Below are 16,763 nucleotides of genomic sequence, written 5' to 3' on the forward strand. Positions count from 1 at the left end.
GACCGGGGATCCACTGGCTTCCAGAGACGGGGATGTGGAGACCGGCGCTGCGGTACGTTCGGGCACCCTCCGGCCCTGCGGCAAGTGGTGAGGTGGATTGGATCCCCGGTCAACCCGGGGATGACCGCCTCGGGGGAGAGGGGTGCGAAACCGAAGAACCCTGTTTTCAGCAACAGCCCCTCCGGCTGGCATCCCTCTCCCCCGCAAGGGGGGAGAGTGGGAGCGAGCGGAGAGGCTGCATGATATCGCCCAGGCTGGAGGCATGGAGACGCCTCCTCCCCCGGCAGTCATCCCCGGCAAGCGCAGCGCGACCGGGGATCCATTGGTTTCCAGAGCCGGAAATGTGGAGACCGGCGCTGCGGTACGTTCGGGCACCCTCCGGCCCTGCGGCAAGTGGTGAGGTGGATTGGATCCCCGGTCAAGCCGGGGATGACCGCCTCGGGGGAGAGGTGTGCGAAACCGAAGAACCCTGTTTTCAGCAACAGCCCCTCCGGCTGGCATCCCTCTCCCCCGCAAGGGGGGAGAGTGGGAGCGAACCGAGAGGCTGCATGGTATCGCCCAGGCTGGAGGCACGGAGACGGCTCCCGCCCCCGGCGGTCATCCCCGGCAAGCGCAGCGCGACCGGGGATCCACGGGCTTCCAGAGACGGGGATGTGGAGACCGGCGCTGCGGTACGTTCGGGCACCCTCCGGCCCTGCGGCAAGTGGTGACGTGGATTGGATCCCCGGTCAAGCCGGGGATGACCGCCTCGGGGGAGAGGTGTGCGAAACCGAAGAACCCTGTTTTCAGCAACAGCCCCTCCGGCTGGCATCCCTCTCCCCCGCAAGGGGGGAGAGTGGGAGCAAACCGAGAGGCTGCATGATATCGCCCAGGCTGGAGGCATGGAGACGCCTCCTCCCCCGGCAGTCACCCCCGGCAAGCGCAGCGCGACCGGGGATCTATTGGCTTCCAGAGACGGAAATGTGGAGACCGGCGTTGCGACACGTTCGGGCACCCTCCAGCCCTGCGGCAAGCGGTGACGTGGATTGGATCCCCGGTCAAGCCGGGGATGACCACCTCGGGGGAGAGGGGAGCGAGCGGAGAGGCTGCATGGTATCGCCCAGGCTGGAGGCACAGCGACAGCCCCTCTCCCGGCGGTCATCCCCGGCAAGCGCAGCGCGACCGGGGATCCATTGGTTTCCAGAGCCGGAAATGTGGAGACCGGCGCTGCGGCACGTTCGGGCACCATCAGCCATGCGGCAAGTGGTGAGGTGGATTGGATCCCCGGTCACGCCGGGGATGACCGCCTCAGAGAGGAGAGGAGAGGAGAGGAGAGGAGAGGAGAGGAGAGGAGAGGAGAGGAGAGGAGGGAGCGGCACTGTCCGTTCAAGGGCGACATGGCGGGGGAACAGTGTCTGCCCCCTCCCGGTTGTCATCCCCGCTCGGGAGCAGGAATCCAGTAGCCGCCTGTCTTACGACGCAGACCGCGCCGGGATGACAAGAACCGGCTGTTCTTCCTGGCCTATCTGTAGACCTGCTCCTCACCCGGGAACTTGCGGGCCTTGACCTCGTCCGCATAGGCCTTCACGGCCGCCTCGATCTGGCCGCCGAGGTTGCCGTAGACCTTGACGAATTTCGGCGGCGTGGGGTTGAGGCCGAGCATGTCTTCCAGGACCAGGATCTGGCCGTCGCATTCCGGCGAGGCGCCGATGCCGATGGTGGGGATGGGGATCTGGCTGGTGATGCGTGCCGCCAGAGGCTCGACCATGCCTTCCAGAACGATGGAGAAGGCGCCTGCATCGGCGACGGCACGGGCGTCCGCCTCGTGCATCGCCCAGGTGTCCTCGTCGCGTCCCTGGGTGCGGAAGCCGCCCATGACGTTGACCGATTGCGGCGTCAGGCCGGTATGGGCCATGACGGGAATGCCGCGTTCGGTCAGGAAGTTGATGGTTTCTGCCATGCGCACGCCGCCTTCCAGCTTGACCGCGCCGCACTGGGTTTCCTTCATGACGCGCGCAGCGTTGCGGAAGGCCTCGGACGGGCTTTCCTCATAGGTGCCGAAGGGCATGTCGACGACGACGAGCGCCTTCTTCGTGCCGCGCACCACCGCCTTGCCGTGCATGATCATCAGTTCCAGCGACACGCCGACGGTGGATTCCATGCCATGCATCACCATGCCGAGACTGTCGCCGACAAGGATGAAATCCGCGTATTCATCGACGATGGCCGCCGTATGGGCGTGATAGGAGGTCAGCGAGACAATCGGGTCGCCGCCCTTGCGCCGGGTGATCTGCGGGGCCGTGGTGCGGCGGATGGGTTTCTGGGTGCTCATGCGGCGTCCTTTCGAAGGGGGCTTGAGAGGCGGAAATCAGGTATCGGGCGAGATGACCTGCTGGTCAATCAGAAGAACAGAGCCGAAGGCGACGGCGAGCAGGACGACGGCCGGCCGCTCCAGGCGGCCGGAGAGTTCGGCAAGCGTTTCGGCATCCCGGATGTCGACGCTCTTCACATCAGCCGCCGGGGCGCTGGCCAGTTCGTCGCGGATGGCGGCGTCCAGAGCGGCGATATCGGCTCCGGCTTTTGCCAGCTCCTGCGCCCTGGCAAGGGCCCGGCTGAGGACACCCGCCTGCGCGCGATGCTCCGCGCTCAGGCGCACGTTGCGCGACGACATGGCCAGACCGTCCGCCTCGCGCACGGTCGGATGGCCGACAATCTCCAGCGGCATGTCGAGATCGCGGACCATCTGGCGGATCACGGCCAGCTGCTGGTAGTCCTTCTCGCCGAAGACGGCAAAGTCCGGCGTGACGATGTTGAAAAGCTTGGTGACGACCGTGGCGACACCGCGAAAATGGCCGGGCCGCAGGGCGCCCTGCAGGATGGCCGACAGGCCCGGTACCTCCACGAAAGTATCGCCGCCGGCGCCGTACATTTCCGCGACGCCCGGCATGAACACCGCATCGACGCCCTCGGCCTGCAGCAGCGCCAGGTCGCGGGCCTCGTCGCGCGGGTAGGTCTCAAGGTCCTCGTTGGGGCCGAACTGGGTCGGATTGACAAAGATGCTCGCCACCACCCGCTCCGCCTTGTCGCGGGCCAGACGCACGAGACCGAGGTGGCCCTCATGCAGATATCCCATGGTCGGCACCAGAGCGACCGTAGCGCCCTCGCGCCGCCACGCGCACACGGCGCTGCGCATCTCCGCCTTTGTGCGGCAGATCTTCATTCTTTCCTCCCGCGGCCGGGTTCTCGTCAGACCGGTCTTTTCGCGGGCGCAGCATAATGAGGGGAACGGGGAAGGTCTAGAGGGGAGGTGGGGCAGGTCAGAAGCACGCTTGTAAATCATCACCTAATTTGGCTGATTTAACTTTGATTTGATCTGCCGTTTCGGAAATCCGTGAAACTTGCAGAGAATTCAAGTTCCCGGCCGCTTTCGCCCCCTAAAACGCCCCATCATACGCCCGCCGCTCAATCCGGCAGGCCAGCAGCGTGAACCCGTCACGATCCAGCGCCGCTTCGGCTTCCGTTTTCAGGTCCGCCGCGTTCTCGATCCATACCCCGTGGCCGCCATAGGCCCTGGCGACCGCCGGGAAATCGGTCTCGCCGAAATCGACGCCGACGTTGGGGCGCTGGCTGGAGCGTTGCTTGAGTTCGATGAGGGAGAGGCTGGTGTCGACCAGCACGCAGATGATCACCGGGATGTTCAGGTCGCGCAGGGTGGAGAGTTCGCCGAGGCACATTTCCAAGCCCGCGTCGCCGACGAAGGCAATGACCGGAGAGCGGCCCTCGACCAGCCGGTGGCCCATGGCCAGCGGCACGGCGCAGCCCATGGTGCACAGCGCCGAGGACTGCAGCATGCCGCGCGGGTTTGGGCAGCGCCAGATCTGGCTGGCGAGAATGCGGTGGGCGCCGCTGTCGGCGGTGGCGACCGTCTCAGTGGGCAATGTGTCGCGCAGGGTGTGGAAGATCGTTCCCGGGCCCCAGCCGGAGGGCTCCGGCGCGAAGGCCTTGTCCAGATCCGCCCTGATCCGGGCCGGTTCCCCGTCCGGCCATGACGGCCTGTCCGCGGCCCTCGCCTTGCTCAAATGCTCGAGGGCCGGAGCGACGGCACTGCGCAGGGTGGCCGCGGCGCTGTGCATGCCGTGGGTGCGTAGCACCGGGGTCACGTCGATCACCGGGGCATCAGCCGCCCAGGGGCCGCGCCAGTTGATGCGCATTTCGATGGGGTCGTAGCCCAGAAGCAGAATGCAGTCGCTGCGGTTGATCAGCGGCAGCAGATGACCGTCCGCTTTCGGAGACAGTCCGGCGCCGCCCAGCGCCAGGGAATCGGTCTCGTCCAGAAGGCCCTTGCCCTTGTAGCTGGTGACCAGCGGCACGCGGAATTTCCGACAGAAATCAGAGACGGCGGCGGAGGCGTTTTCATTCACCGCGTCGACACCGGCAATGGCGATCGGCCGTTCGGCCCTGGCGAAGAGGTCCAGCGCGGTTTCCAGGTCCGGCCCGGCGGCCGGGGCCGGCGCGGCAGGGCGGGCGCGGAAGCTCTCCGACCAGGCCTCCTCCGTTTCCGTTTCGGCGACCGCGATGGGCACGTCGATATGCACCGGGCCCGGCTGGCCGTCGAGGGCGACGGCCAGCGCCTTTTCCATCATGACGTCGAGCGCGCCCGTGCGGGCGGAAAAGCTGGCCTTGACGATGGGGCGCAGGAGCTGCTGGTGGTCGAACACCTGATGGGTGTAGCTCTCGGCTTCCGCCTGGTCGACGCAGCCGGTCAGGAAGATCAACGGCACACGGTCTTGCCAGGCATTGGCGACCACATTGACGGCATTGGCCGCGCCGGGGCCGAGGGTCGCCAGCAGCACGCCGGGCGCACCGTCCGCATGCCAGCCGCCCTCGGCCATGAAGCCGCCGGCGTTCTCGTGTTTCACCAGTACGAATTCGAGACCGGCCTGATCGAGCGCCTGCATGAGCGCCAGAACCTCGCCGCCGGGAATGCCGAAGGCATGGCGGCAGCCGGCCGCATGGAGCTTGCCCGCGATGATGTCGGCGCCAGTGGTCATTTGTCCGCGTTTCCTTGTTGCCCGGCGGTGGTGCCGAGATCGATGATGCCGTTTTCGGCGAGCGCGGCAAGCGCCGCCTCGTCCAGTCCGAGGTGACGGGTGAGGACGTTTGCCGTGTCCGCCCCCAGAACCGGCGGCGCGCTCCGGTAGGTGACCGGTGTCTTCTCAAGATTGATCGGCGAGCCGATCAGGTCCACTTCGCCGCCGAGAGGATGCGGCAGGGTGATGCGCATCTGCCGCGCAAGCACCTGCGGATTGGCGAAGACCTGCGCAAGGTCGTTCACCGGCCCGCAGGGCACGCCCGCCGGCTCCAGCAGGGCAATCCACTCCGCCGCCTGCTTTTCGATGGTCAGGCGGCGGATCAGCGGAACGAGCTGCTTGCGGTTGCGCACCCGGTCGGCGTTGCGGGCATAGAGCGGATCGGAGGCCAGTTCGGGCGCGCCGGCGATTGCGCAGAATTTTTCAAATTGCGCGTCGTTACCCACGGCCAGTATGAAGGACCTGTCGGCGGCCGGAAAGGTCTCATAGGGCACGATCGCCGGATGGCCGTTGCCGAGCCGGCCGGGCACCTCGCCCGACACCAGATAGGCGACGCCCTGGTTGATCAGCCAGGAAACCTGGGCATCCAGCAGCGAGATGTCGATATACTGGCCTTCGCCGGTGGCGTTGCGGTGATTGAGCGCGGCGAGGATGGAGACGGCCGCATACATGCCGCACATGACATCGGCGATGCCGGTGCCGCATTTGGTTTCGGTGCCACCCTCCTCGTCCGGGAAGCCGGTCAGGGACATGATGCCGCCCATGCCCTGGATGAGGAAATCATAGCCGGCGCGCCGGGCGTAGGGGCCGGTCTGGCCGAAGCCGGAAATCGAGCAGTAGATCAGCTTCGGATTGCGCGCCTTCAGCGTGTCGTAGTCCAGTCCGCGGCGCTTCAGGTCGCCGACCTTGAAATTCTCGACCAGGATATCCGCTCTCGCGGCGAGATCGGCGATCAGCTTCTGGCCGTCCGCGCTGGCCAGATCGACGGCGACGGAGGCCTTGTTGCGGTTGGAGGACAGGTAATAGGCGCTTTCGCCCGTGTCCCTGCCCTGCCCGTCCTTCAGGAACGGCGGTCCCCAGCCACGGGTGTCGTCACCGCGCCCGGGCCGTTCGATCTTGATGACCTCGGCTCCGAGGTCCCCCAGGATCTGGGTGCAGGTCGGCCCGGCCAGAATGCGCGACAGATCGAGGACGACGAGACCGGACAGGGCGCCAGGCGTGGGGGAAGACTGGGACAAGGGTCACCTTGGATCGCGGGTTCAGGAACGTTCTGGAAAAGGCCACACGGCAGCCACCCGCGTCAACTGCGCTCGCTCACGGGTCACAACACACCGGCTCACTTTCGTGTCAATGCAAGCGGGTGCAGCATCGCCCCGGCGCCGTCCCGGCCTTGAGCCGGGACCTTCGAGTTTCCGGGTAGAAGGAGGCCCCGACTCAAGGCCGGGACGGCACGGAGGGTGTGGGTGCGCGGCGGATGTAACGGCGGGCAGGATGTGTCGCCGCAATGGGTGTGGTTGCGCCAAAGCTGCCTCGCGTCAGAGGAAGCGGGTGCCGTGAATTCTTTCCTGCCGATATTATCCCCACGGCGGTCATCCCCGCCTCCGAGCGGGGATCCAATCCACTTTTCCGGGTATTGCAGCGTGTTTGAGTCCTGAGGCGCGGCAATCGTGTTCCCGGTTTCGGCCTCTCTGGAAACGATTGGATCCCCGGTCGCGCTCCGCTTGCCGGGGATGACCGCTGGGGGGTAGCGGACGCAGTAGCTTCCAACGGGGGTTTAGGACACTTCTTTAGCGCGGGTTCAGGACGCTTCTATCTCCGCATTCCAGCTCACGAACTCACCCCTTCGCCCAGCCTTTCATCTCGGCGAGATGTTCCCAGGCCCGTTTGATCCACGCCGCCTGGACGCTGTGGCCGCCGTCGTGGAGGCAGAGTTCCAGGAAGCCGGTTTCCGGTTGCCAGCGCTCGCATTCCAGACTGCCTTCGGTCAGGATCTGCGGCTCGGTGCCGGCAAGGCCGCTCTGGCGGCGCCAGACCTCGAAGCTCTCGAACACATCGCCCTGTTTCCACTTTCCGCCCCCCAGCCAGCGCCCTTCCAGGGGCACCACCGTGTCGGTCGTGCCGTGGACGTGGAACAGATAGGGCGGCGCGGTCCGGCAATCGTGCGGCAGCGGCTCCCAGAATGCGCCCGCTATGGGGGCAAATCCGGCGAAGCGGCCGGAATCGTCGCAGGCCAGATACCAGGTCATGAAGCCGCCCGAGGAAAAGCCGGACAGCAGCGTGCGCTGCCGGTCGATGCCGAAGCGGGCGGCAAGATCCTCCAGCACCGCGTCGAAGAAGGTGGCTTCGTCGCGCAGGTTGCGCGGGGAGGTGGGAAAGGACCAGGTCCCGTTGATGCCCTGGACAGCCACGAAGGCCACACCCAGGTCGTCCGCCATGCGCCGGAACCCCTTGTTGCGCACCGCGTTCAGGGCCTTGCCGCGATGGCCATGGAGATAAAGGATGGCGCCCAGCGGGTCGCCGCTGGCGCGGATCTCCTGCAGGTTCTGCGGCAGGTGGATGTAATAGTCCCCGTTCTCCAGCTCGCAGGGGATTTCCCCGCCGCAGGGTCCGGTTTCCGCCGCCTGTGCGGCAGACCCGAAGAGGCCCGCCACCAGAAAGGCCGCGCAGGCGATGGGATGAAGAGATTTCAAAAACACGACCGGCTCCCGCAGCATCTGGATTTCTCCACTCCGATGCGCTGTATGCGGCACGGAGCATGTCCTGCGACATAGCGCCAGAAAATGCTGCCGCGCCAGCCATTGCACGGACGCTTGCGTTCACAAGTCGGAGAGTGGCCGGAGCGCCCTGGCGATTCAGTCCCAGGTGCCCTCGGTCGGAATGTTGAGGGTCCGGCCGCAGTGCTTGCAGTGGACCGCATCCGGGTCATGCCGGCTGAGGCCGCAATCCGGGCAGGGCGCGTATACCTTCGCCGGGCGGAAAATCGTCTGCACGAGGCGCAGGAAGAGGGCCACGCCGAATATCATGATCAGGACGGTCATCAGACGGCCGACGCTGTCGGTCATGGTGATGTCGCCGAAGCCGGTGGTGGTCAGGGTTGTGACCGTGAAATAGAGCGCATCGAGATAATTGTTGATATTCGGATTGCGGTCGTCCTCCACCACGAAGACAAGGGCCGTGACCACGAAGATGAACACGCCGAGGTTGACCGCCGACTGGGAGATTTCCTCGTTCTTGCGGAACCAGCTCGACGCGGAGCGCAGCTCCTTCAGCAGGTGATAGGACCGCATCAGCCGCAGCATGCGGACAACGCGCAGGAAGGCGAAATTCTCGAAGAAGGCCGGGGCGACCAGGGACATGATCACCACCACATCCGCGAAGGAGGTGAAGCTGACGATATAGCGCCCCGGCCTTGGCGCGACGATCAGCCGGGCCAGAAAGTCCAGAACGAGCACCACGGCGATGGAATAATCCAGACCGTGCTGAAGCCGATAGGGATCGAGGACCGAGGAGACGATGAAATAGCCGATGGTGATCAGGTCGAAAGCCAGCAGCCCGTAGCGGAAGATCTGCGCCGTGGTGGAATGGCCGTAGTAGAGTTGGCGCAGAAAGGTTCTCAAACCGGATAGTGCTTCCGCCATCGGCGCCGCCCCCCTGATGCAATTTTATTTCCTGCCGGCAGCGGACAAGAGGCGGGAGCAAAAGTCAATCTGCCCGTTGCGCCGCGCGCCGGGGCTTTGGTGCACAATCCGCATGCGCTTCCTGAAAACGGGCTGTTTATTCCGGCGGCCGACCGCACTAATGTTCCGCCACACGCAACGCTGGCCTCGGGCCGAAAACAGGAAGGTTACATGGTCGATCTGACGGGACAAGCCGCACTGGTTACCGGTGCAAGCCGCGGAATTGGCGAGGCCGCCGCGCGCAGCCTTGCAAAATACGGCGCGAAGGTGGTTCTGGCCGCCCGCTCCGGCGGTGACATAGACCGGATCGCCCGGGAGATCGGCGCGAGCGGCGGAGAAGCCATCGCCGTCGAATGCGACGTGGCGGACTACGCGGCGGTGGACGAGGCGGTCCGCTCGTGTGTGGATGCCTTCGGCGGCATCGACATTCTGGTGAACAATGCCGGCGTGATCGAGCCGATCAGCCGGATCGAAACATCCGATCCTGCTGCCTGGGACAAGGTCATCGACATCAACGTGAAGGGCGTCTACCACGGCATCCGCGCCGCCGTCCCGCATATGCTGAAAAAGGGCTCGGGCACCATCGTCAACATCAGTTCCGGTGCGGCCGCCGGTGCGCTGGAAGGCTGGAGCCACTATTGCTCGTCGAAGGCAGCGGCCCTGTCGCTGACGCGCTGCGCGGACAAGGAATTCGCCGACAGGGGCCTGCGCGTGGTCGGGCTCAGCCCCGGAACGGTTGCCACCCGGATGCAGGTGGACATCAAGGCCTCCGGCATCAATCCGGTCAGTCAGCTCAATCCGTCCGTGCATATTCCCCCGGAGTGGGTGGGGGAAACCATCTGCTGGCTGTGCACAGACGCGGGCGACACCTATCGCGGTGTGGACTGTTCCCTGCGCGACGAGGATGTCCGCAAGGCGGTCGGGCTCGTCTGAGCGCTTCCGGAATCAAAAGAGGGCCGCAATGCGGCCCTCCCATGAGATCGACGTGACACAAGGTCCGGATCAGATCCCGACGCAACCGATCGATGCCAGAGGCTGCTCCCGCATCGTTCCATTCCGCCCAGACACATGGGCCACGTTCGGATACTCATTAGACATGGGCACACCTCCTTTCAGTTGTTGATGACCTGAATAATGTGAGGTGCTTCCAGCGCTTTAACAAGCCCAAAATCTGGCCGCCCTGCCTTTCAAACGCGCACACTCCGTCCTGCTACTGCGCGGAGACGGCCTTTTGCGCGATTTTCAGGAAGACGGCATCCAGCTCCGCAGCCAGGTCGGCGAGAGGCTGACCGCCCTCCTCCATATAGGGCGCGAACACCAGACCCGCCGTTTTCCAGGACAGAGTCGCGGTGCCGCCGCTGTCCTGGGTCACATAGAAGCGGATCGGCGCCTCGATGCCGGCGGCAACCGAGGCCTCCAGCATGCGCACCGCATAGTCGTTGCGATAGACGCCGATGACCCGGTTGCCCGGGATCGTCAGGCCGCGCCCCTTGGCACCGGCCGAAGCGCTGGCCTGGGTCACCACGGCCATGCCCTCCGCCTTCACGGCGTCCTGCAGTTTTTCCACCAGCTCGTCATAGGCCAGGGATGTGGGCATCACCTGCCACCCCTCCCGGGGCGCGATACTGTCCGCCCGGGCCAGCCCGGTGGTCAGCGTCAGAATGAATATGAAACAGCTCAACAAGCGCATTGTCGTATCTCCCGCATTTTCTTGTTCCGTTTGCACCGACCTTAACGGCCCTTCGCTCACAGGCATCTCACAATGCAGTGTTGTGCGGCTCCGGTGACAATCCGGACGATGTGAGGCGGCCTGAACCGCTCCCGCTCATCCCATGCCGAGACGCAGCCGCAGGCGCGTTCCCGCAAGACTGCCGAGAAAACCGAAACCCAGCCACAGCCAGCCGTGCAGGGAGCCGGATACCAGTCCGCCGAGATAGGCTCCGATGTTGCAGCCGTAGGCAAGGCGGGCGCCGTAGCCCATCAGCAGGCCGCCGGCGAGGGCCGTCAGCACATCCCGCCGGTTCAGGTGCCACACGGGCGCAAAGCGGCCCGCCAGCGCGGCCGCGATCATCGCCCCCAGAATGACACCGAAATCCATAACCGAGGTGGTGTCCCTCAACACGGAGTTTTCCAGCGCGCCCGGTTGCCAGCTCCAGTAGGGCCAGGTCTCGACGGGGACGCCGACCGCGTGAAAGGCCTTGGCGCCCCACAGGGCGAAGGCCGAGGTGATGCCCCAGGGCCGGCCGACCACGACAAAGGTGGCGATCCCCACAATCGCCAGCATGAGCGCGCCCAGCATCGGCGACCAGGGGCCGGTGAGCAAGGAGCCCGTCCGGGGCGGGGCGGCGATGTCCCCATGGGCCCGCTTCTCGATGCGGACGGTCGCAACCGCCAGGACCCCGAGGACCACGGCCGTCGCCAGAAAGGCGCCCTGCGGCCCCAGCTCGCGGATCAGCGAGACCGGCGGCAGCTTCGGCAGGCGGCCCCAAAGGTGCAGATGGGCGGTTGCGGCCACCGACCCCAGGACAAAGGCCGCCAGTGTGATCATCATCCGGGTGGAACCGCCTCCCGCGGTAAACAGCGTGCCGGAACCGCAGCCGCCGCCAAGCTGCATGCCGATGCCGAAGAGGAAGGCCCCCAGCGCCGCGGCGATGCCGAAGGGAAACACGAAACCGCCGACCGGCCAGCCGAGCGCGCTGCCCCAGGCGATCAGGGGAAAGGAAACCGCGCTTGTCAGCATGATGAGCACGAACTGGGCCCGCAGTCCGCCGCCACGCCTTTCGGTGACGATCCGCCGCCAGGCCGAGGTGAAGCCGAAACTTGCATGGTAGAGCGACAGGCCGGCGAGCCCGCCGATCAGCACGGCGGCGGCCTGCCGAAGGCCGACTTCGCCATAGGCTCCGAGCGCGAGCAGCGCCAGGAAGGTGGCCGCGACACCGACGACGGCTCCCTGGGGGGTACGGACAGATAATGTCATTCTTCAGATCCCGGACGCGCCGCATGCGCGCAACCACGGTCAGCCTCGCATCGGCGGCGTTCCGTCCGCAATGCGCCTTTCTGCCGCCAGTCTACACAATGCCAACACCTTTTTGTGTTTTGCAGTTCAAGTGAAGCCTGCGGATTTTGGGAACCGACATATCATTCAGTCGGCGTTCCCTCCCCCCGTTGCGCGTACACCGCGCCCCGGCGACCGCCGGCCCGGGAACCAAAAAGGCCTGTCATGCGTCTAAGCGATCAATTCGGGTACGATCTGACCCTTACGGACAAGGACGCCGTATCGGCCTGGAATGCCACCGTGAACGCCTTCATGGCGCACGGAAAGGCCACACCGCAGCATCTCGAGACCTGTCTGGGTCTGGCGCCCGACTTCGCGCTTGCCCATGCCACCCGCGGTCTGTTCTGCCTGTTGCTCGGGCGCAAGGAGCTGGATGCCACCGCCCGGGAATGCCTGGGCCTTGCCCGCGTGGCGGCCCTGCACACGCCGCTGACGGAACGCGAGACGGCGGTCGTTGATGCTCTTGAGGTCTGGCTGCAGGGGTTTCCCTCGCGCTCGGCCGATATTCTGGACGCCATGCTGGTGCGGGTTCCCGAAGACGCCCTGATGATGAAGCTGGTGCATGCCATCCGCTTCGTGATGGGCGACGCGGCGGGCATGCGCCTGTCGATCGAACGGGTTTTTTCCGCCTATGACGAGTCCCATCCGGCTTATGGCTACCTGCTGGGCTGCCGCGCCTTCTGCCTGGAGGAAACCGGCGACTACCGCCAGGCGGAAGCCCTGGGGCGCAGGGGACTGGAGTTCGCCCGCGACGACGCCTGGGGACTGCATGCGGTTGCCCATGTGCACGACATGACCGGCCGCTCGGAAGAAGGGGCCGGCTGGCTGGAAAGCCATCCCGACGGCTGGGCTCATTGCAACAATTTCGGCTATCACGTGTGGTGGCACCTGGCGCTGATGTATCTCGACCAGAACGACGCGGACAAGGCGCTGGCGCTCTACGACGCGGAGATCCGCAAGGACAAGACGGACGACTACCGGGACATTTCCAATGCCGCCTCGCTGCTGGCACGGCTGGAGCTGGAAGGCGTTTCCGTGGGATCGCGATGGGACGAGCTGGCGCTTCTGTCCGACAAGCGCGCCGAGGACGGCTGCAGTGTCTTCGCCGACCTGCATTATCTCATGGCATTGCTGAACGGCGGACGCCGCATGGGAGCCGACCGGCTGCTCACCGGCCTGAAGATGCGAGCGCAGAGCGAAACAGATATCGGCCATGTCACAGCCGAGGCGGGTCTGCCGACGGGCCTGGGCCTGGAACAGTACCGCAAGGGCAATTACGCCTCCGCCTTCACGCTACTGGCCTCGGCGCGGGACACACTTCACACCATCGGCGGCTCCCATGCCCAGCGCGACGTCTTCGAACGGATCACGATCGACGCCGCCCTGCGGGCCGGATTTTCTCCCGAAGCGGAAAATCTGCTCAAAAGCCGCGCCCGCAAGCGCGGCGCACTTGACAGGTTCGCCGAACAGCGTCTTGAAGTCTGCGAGAAAATGCATCGCGCCCAACGCGTGATGCAAGACAAGAAACTCAGGGCCACGGGCTCGGTGTAAAACCCGGATCCGCATATAGTTCGAGCATCCAGTCCGCTTTCCGGTAGTTCTTCCGGAACAGCGGCCCGATCTCATAGACCCATCAGCTGGACCGTACGTGAACGCTCATTCTCAAACGAAACGCCCCCGCGATCCGCGGCTCGATTTCTTCCGCGGGCTCGGCATGTTCATCATCTATGTGGCCCATTTGCCCGGCAACTGGTGGACCCTCTGGATCCCCGCCCGGTTCGGCTTTTCCGATGCAACGGAAATCTTCGTCTTCTGTTCCGGCATGGCCTCGGCCATCGCCTTCGGCAAGATCTTCGACATTCACGGCTGGGCCATGGGGGCAGCACGCATCCTGCACCGCATGTGGCAGGTCTACTGGGCCCATATCGGCCAGTTCCTGCTGATCGCCGTCGGTCTCGTCATGGTGCACGAAAGCGGTTACCTGACCCGTTGCTGCGGCCTGACGCAGGACTACGTGGCGTCGCTGAACCTCTGGCACCTTTTCGACAACACCAGCGTCGCCCTGCCCGGGCTCCTGACGCTGACGTGGGTTCCGAACTACTTCGATATCCTGCCGATGTATGTGGTGATCCTGGCGCTGATCCCGCTGATCATGCTCGCCTCCCGCTTTTCCGTCACAGCGGCCTTCGCCCTGTCCATCGCCATGTGGCTCGCCGCCCAATACGGCTGGCTCGACCTGCCGGCGGAACCGTGGCCCAAAGCGGACGGGTCGTACCGGAAATGGTTCTTCAACCCCTTTGCCTGGCAGATGCTGTTCTTCACGGGCTTCGCCTTCATGCGCGGCTGGATTCCCGCGCCGCCTGTCGACAGGCGGCTGATCATCCTTTGCGCCGCGGTCCTGCTGATCAGCCTGCCCTTCGCCTATTTCCGCATTCACAGCGAGCATCACCTGGATCTGGTCTGGGCACGGGAAATCCGTGAGACCATCCGGCCCCTGTGGATCAAGACGGAATTCGGCCTGTTCCGCTACATCCACTTTCTGGCGCTGGCCTATCTCGCCTGGGTCGCGGCGGGCGAGCACGGCAAATATCTGCTCGGTCACGGCGAACTCTGGGGCAGGTTCGTGCGGGTGGTCCAGAAGGTCGGCCAGCAGTCCCTTGCCGTCTTCATGGCCAGTCTCGTGATCGCCCAGGCAGCCGGACTGCTGCGCGACATGGTCTGGGGCCGCGGCGACTGGATCCCGCAGATCCTCTCGAACCTTCTGGGGTTCGCGGCGCTGATCGCCGTTGCCTATGTCGTTTCCTGGTACAAGAGCGAACCCTGGCGCAAGCCGCCCAGGATGTCTTCCGGCAGCTCGCAGGAGCCGCCGAAGGCGGGCGCGGGAAGCGAGCCGGAAACAAAAGGGAAAACGATGACCCGGGAAGCGGTGCTCAGCTGAGGACCCGGTCCCATTGACCGGGACCCGGGCTCCAGAGGCGGGGCATGCCCCCGTACGCCATGAGCTGCCCTTCAAACAGAAACACCGGCCATGCGGCCGGTGTTTCTGTCTGGTTCGTCCGCTCTGCGGTCAGTGCAGCGAGGCCATTTTCAGGTCGGCCTCGAAGGCATTGGCGACCGCGGCTTCACGGCTGTCGGCAAGCAGGATCGGCGTACCGTCCGCGTTGAGCAGAGCGTAGAGCGTCATGTTGTCGTGCAGGGGCGGGACGTCCGGGAACATTTCCTTGAGATCGCGCGCCTTGATCGGCTTGATATAGGCGATATCGCCCGTGCCGAGCTCGGTCAGCTCGTCAACGGACATGAATTCAGACAGGATTTCGCGGTCTGTCCAGGCCGGGATTTTGGTATTGTGCATCAGTCATTCTCCATCCGTTAGCCGACGAGGGTCTATTCGCCGCTGGAGATTTCTATTTTTCTTATAACACGTTCCGGTTCGGGACGTGCGAGATCAATGGACAAAAGTCCATCCTTCAGGTCGGCACCGAGGATTTCGATCCCCTCGGCCAGGACAAAGGCCCGCTGGAATTGCCGGGCGGCAATACCGCGATGCAGATACTGCCTGGATTTGTCATCCACCTGACGACCCCGGATCACAAGCTGACTCTCCTCCACGGAGACGTCGAGCTGCTCTCTGGTGAAGCCCGCGACTGCCAGCGTAATGCGTATGATATCGCCCTGATCGTCCGATTTCGGCAATCTTTCGATATTGTAGGGCGGATAACCGTCATTCGCGGCCTTGGAAACCCGATCGAGCACGCGCTCGATATCGTCGAACCCGAGCATGAACGGGCTGGAAAACGCTGACATGCGTGACATCCTCAAAGTCCTTGTCGAAGCGACCTTGCGCCCGGACCCTTCGAATAGGCATCCGGACCGGAACCCACCGGTTCCATTCGCTATTGAATATGGCGCTTCGTTAAAATTGATTCAAGGAGGGGGCTTTTTTCGTTCTCCCATCCGGGTTTTCCCCCGAACAGTCCATGGAGGGAAATGCGCAGCAGCAGACTGTTTCAGGGCGAACCGTGCGCCCAGCCGTCGCTGACAAGACGCTCTGCGGCCACGACCGGCCCGTTCACGGAGCGGGAGACATCTGCGGGTTCCGTTTCAGCATTCCGGCCAGCGCGGAAACCGCATGGCGGACGGCCGGTTCATGGCGTTCGTCCTGATGCATGACCAGCCAGCGCTCCGTTCGCAGGCTCTCGATGGGGTCCGAGACCCGGACCAGATCCGGATAGGCATCACCGACAAATACCGGCAGCAGCATCCGGCCGCGCCCCTGGCGCAGGAGCGGCAGTGCCAGAGTGGCCCTGTTGACCGTGATCCCGGCCTCTCCCCCGTGGTGTTCCTTCAGCCACATTCCCGAATGTGAATGGGCCTCGTCCTCCGCGAGACCGATCCAGCCGGGCTCGCTGCCGGACGGCACGTGCCCTGCCTGATAGACGGCATATTCGACATGACCCACTCTTTGCCCCGCCAGCCACGCCTGGGCGGGCCGGCTGTTGCGCACGCCGATGTCGATCTGGCGTCTGGCCACGTCGCGATTGCGCAGATCGGCCAGAAACTCCGGCACCCAGTCCGCCTCCGGCGACCAGAAGCCGGACAGGTTGTCGATCAGCAGGCGCGTCGTCCATTCGCCGGCGGAAATCCGGATCCTGCGGCGCAGACTGCCGCTGTCCCGCCAGGCGGCGATCGATCCCGCGGCCGTGTCCATGTCCTCCACCTGCCGAAGCAGGTCCCGCCCGGCGGGTGTGAGCCGGTAGCCACGGGCTTCGCGCTCCACGAGGCGCAGGTTCAGGCTTTTTTCCAGCGACGATACCCGCCGGCCGAGGGTCGCCGCACTGACACCGGTCCTTGCTGCCGCCCCCGCCAGTCCACCGGCCCTGGCGACGGCCAGAAACAGCCGCAGATCCTCCCAATCCATATTTCGTTTCATTTTTGAAATCTCAATTCCAATTTGAATCCATG

General features: G+C 64.9%; 14 protein-coding genes. 3 read left to right on the forward strand and 11 right to left on the reverse strand.

The window, feature by feature from the left end; all coding sequences use genetic code 11:
- Positions 1–1,501: 1,501 nt before the first annotated feature.
- From panB to DCO57_RS17050, 6 genes are all read right to left on the reverse strand, one after another.
- Entirely contained in the window at positions 1,502–2,311 is an 810-nt protein-coding gene (gene panB, locus DCO57_RS17025; RefSeq protein ID WP_116700111.1) for a 3-methyl-2-oxobutanoate hydroxymethyltransferase, read from the reverse strand.
- A 36-nt stretch (positions 2,312–2,347) separates the two neighbouring features.
- The gene (gene panC / locus DCO57_RS17030) at positions 2,348–3,199 is read right to left on the reverse strand and encodes a pantoate--beta-alanine ligase (RefSeq protein ID WP_116700112.1); all 852 of its coding nucleotides are present in this window, start codon (positions 3,197–3,199) and stop codon (positions 2,348–2,350) included.
- 214 nt (positions 3,200–3,413) lie between these two features.
- Entirely contained in the window at positions 3,414–5,030 is a 1,617-nt protein-coding gene (locus DCO57_RS17035) for a thiamine pyrophosphate-binding protein (RefSeq protein ID WP_116700113.1), read from the reverse strand.
- Entirely contained in the window at positions 5,027–6,307 is a 1,281-nt protein-coding gene (locus DCO57_RS17040; protein WP_116700114.1) for a CaiB/BaiF CoA-transferase family protein, read from the reverse strand. Before DCO57_RS17040 ends, DCO57_RS17035 begins: the two co-directional genes overlap by 4 nt.
- Positions 6,308–6,904: 597 nt before the next feature.
- Positions 6,905–7,765 carry a hypothetical protein gene (locus DCO57_RS17045; protein ID WP_208978001.1) on the reverse strand — a complete coding sequence of 287 codons (861 nt, stop codon included), beginning with the start codon at positions 7,763–7,765 and terminating at the stop codon, positions 6,905–6,907.
- 156 nt (positions 7,766–7,921) lie between these two features.
- Complete coding sequence (locus DCO57_RS17050; RefSeq protein WP_116700116.1) at positions 7,922–8,707, reverse strand: ion channel; 786 nt, start codon at positions 8,705–8,707, stop codon at positions 7,922–7,924.
- 210 nt (positions 8,708–8,917) lie between these two features.
- Between DCO57_RS17050 and DCO57_RS17055 the strand changes: the two genes are divergently transcribed.
- On the forward strand, positions 8,918–9,679 hold the full coding sequence (locus DCO57_RS17055) for an SDR family oxidoreductase (protein WP_116700135.1): 762 nt from the start codon (positions 8,918–8,920) through the stop codon (positions 9,677–9,679).
- 277 nt (positions 9,680–9,956) lie between these two features.
- Here DCO57_RS17055 and DCO57_RS17060 read toward each other — a convergent pair whose 3' ends face one another.
- Together DCO57_RS17060 and DCO57_RS17065 are read right to left on the reverse strand one after the other, a co-directional pair.
- A complete protein-coding gene (locus DCO57_RS17060; protein ID WP_116700117.1) occupies positions 9,957–10,436 on the reverse strand; it encodes a DUF302 domain-containing protein in 480 nt (159 codons plus the stop codon).
- 135 nt (positions 10,437–10,571) lie between these two features.
- Positions 10,572–11,723, reverse strand: a complete 1,152-nt coding sequence (locus DCO57_RS17065) for a YeeE/YedE family protein (protein WP_116700118.1) — start codon at positions 11,721–11,723, stop codon at positions 10,572–10,574.
- A gap of 243 nt (positions 11,724–11,966) precedes the next feature.
- Between DCO57_RS17065 and DCO57_RS17070 the strand changes: the two genes are divergently transcribed.
- The gene (locus tag DCO57_RS17070; RefSeq protein WP_116700119.1) at positions 11,967–13,352 is read left to right on the forward strand and encodes a tetratricopeptide repeat protein; all 1,386 of its coding nucleotides are present in this window, start codon (positions 11,967–11,969) and stop codon (positions 13,350–13,352) included.
- Positions 13,353–13,449: 97 nt separating this feature from the next.
- The gene (locus DCO57_RS17075) at positions 13,450–14,739 is read left to right on the forward strand and encodes an OpgC domain-containing protein (RefSeq protein WP_208978002.1); all 1,290 of its coding nucleotides are present in this window, start codon (positions 13,450–13,452) and stop codon (positions 14,737–14,739) included.
- Between the two features lie 129 nt (positions 14,740–14,868).
- Here DCO57_RS17075 and DCO57_RS17080 read toward each other — a convergent pair whose 3' ends face one another.
- From DCO57_RS17080 to DCO57_RS17090, 3 genes are all read right to left on the reverse strand, one after another.
- On the reverse strand, positions 14,869–15,153 hold the full coding sequence (locus DCO57_RS17080) for a DUF1150 domain-containing protein (RefSeq protein ID WP_208978003.1): 285 nt from the start codon (positions 15,151–15,153) through the stop codon (positions 14,869–14,871).
- Between the two features lie 32 nt (positions 15,154–15,185).
- Positions 15,186–15,614, reverse strand: coding sequence for an Hsp20 family protein (locus DCO57_RS17085; protein WP_116700120.1), 429 nt, complete (start codon positions 15,612–15,614; stop codon positions 15,186–15,188).
- A 256-nt stretch (positions 15,615–15,870) separates the two neighbouring features.
- Complete coding sequence (locus tag DCO57_RS17090) at positions 15,871–16,731, reverse strand: LysR family transcriptional regulator (RefSeq protein WP_116700121.1); 861 nt, start codon at positions 16,729–16,731, stop codon at positions 15,871–15,873.
- Between the last annotated feature and the right edge of the window lie 32 nt (positions 16,732–16,763).

The sequence above is a fragment of the Labrenzia sp. 011 genome, from assembly GCF_003075075.1.
Lineage (GTDB): Bacteria > Pseudomonadota > Alphaproteobacteria > Rhizobiales > Stappiaceae > Roseibium.

Bases quoted from the DNA above. Each gene is read 5' to 3' on its own strand.
- panB (WP_116700111.1), bottom strand. From the start codon at position 2,311: ATGAGCACCCAGAAACCCATCCGCCGCACCACGGCCCCGCAGATCACC.
- panC (WP_116700112.1), bottom strand. From the start codon at position 3,199: ATGAAGATCTGCCGCACAAAGGCGGAGATGCGCAGCGCCGTGTGCGCG.
- DCO57_RS17035 (WP_116700113.1), bottom strand. From the start codon at position 5,030: ATGACCACTGGCGCCGACATCATCGCGGGCAAGCTCCATGCGGCCGGC.
- DCO57_RS17050 (WP_116700116.1), bottom strand. From the start codon at position 8,707: ATGGCGGAAGCACTATCCGGTTTGAGAACCTTTCTGCGCCAACTCTAC.
- DCO57_RS17055 (WP_116700135.1), top strand. From the start codon at position 8,918: ATGGTCGATCTGACGGGACAAGCCGCACTGGTTACCGGTGCAAGCCGC.
- DCO57_RS17060 (WP_116700117.1), bottom strand. From the start codon at position 10,436: ATGCGCTTGTTGAGCTGTTTCATATTCATTCTGACGCTGACCACCGGG.
- DCO57_RS17065 (WP_116700118.1), bottom strand. From the start codon at position 11,723: ATGACATTATCTGTCCGTACCCCCCAGGGAGCCGTCGTCGGTGTCGCG.
- DCO57_RS17070 (WP_116700119.1), top strand. From the start codon at position 11,967: ATGCGTCTAAGCGATCAATTCGGGTACGATCTGACCCTTACGGACAAG.
- DCO57_RS17080 (WP_208978003.1), bottom strand. From the start codon at position 15,153: ATGCACAATACCAAAATCCCGGCCTGGACAGACCGCGAAATCCTGTCT.
- DCO57_RS17085 (WP_116700120.1), bottom strand. From the start codon at position 15,614: ATGTCACGCATGTCAGCGTTTTCCAGCCCGTTCATGCTCGGGTTCGAC.
- DCO57_RS17090 (WP_116700121.1), bottom strand. From the start codon at position 16,731: ATGAAACGAAATATGGATTGGGAGGATCTGCGGCTGTTTCTGGCCGTC.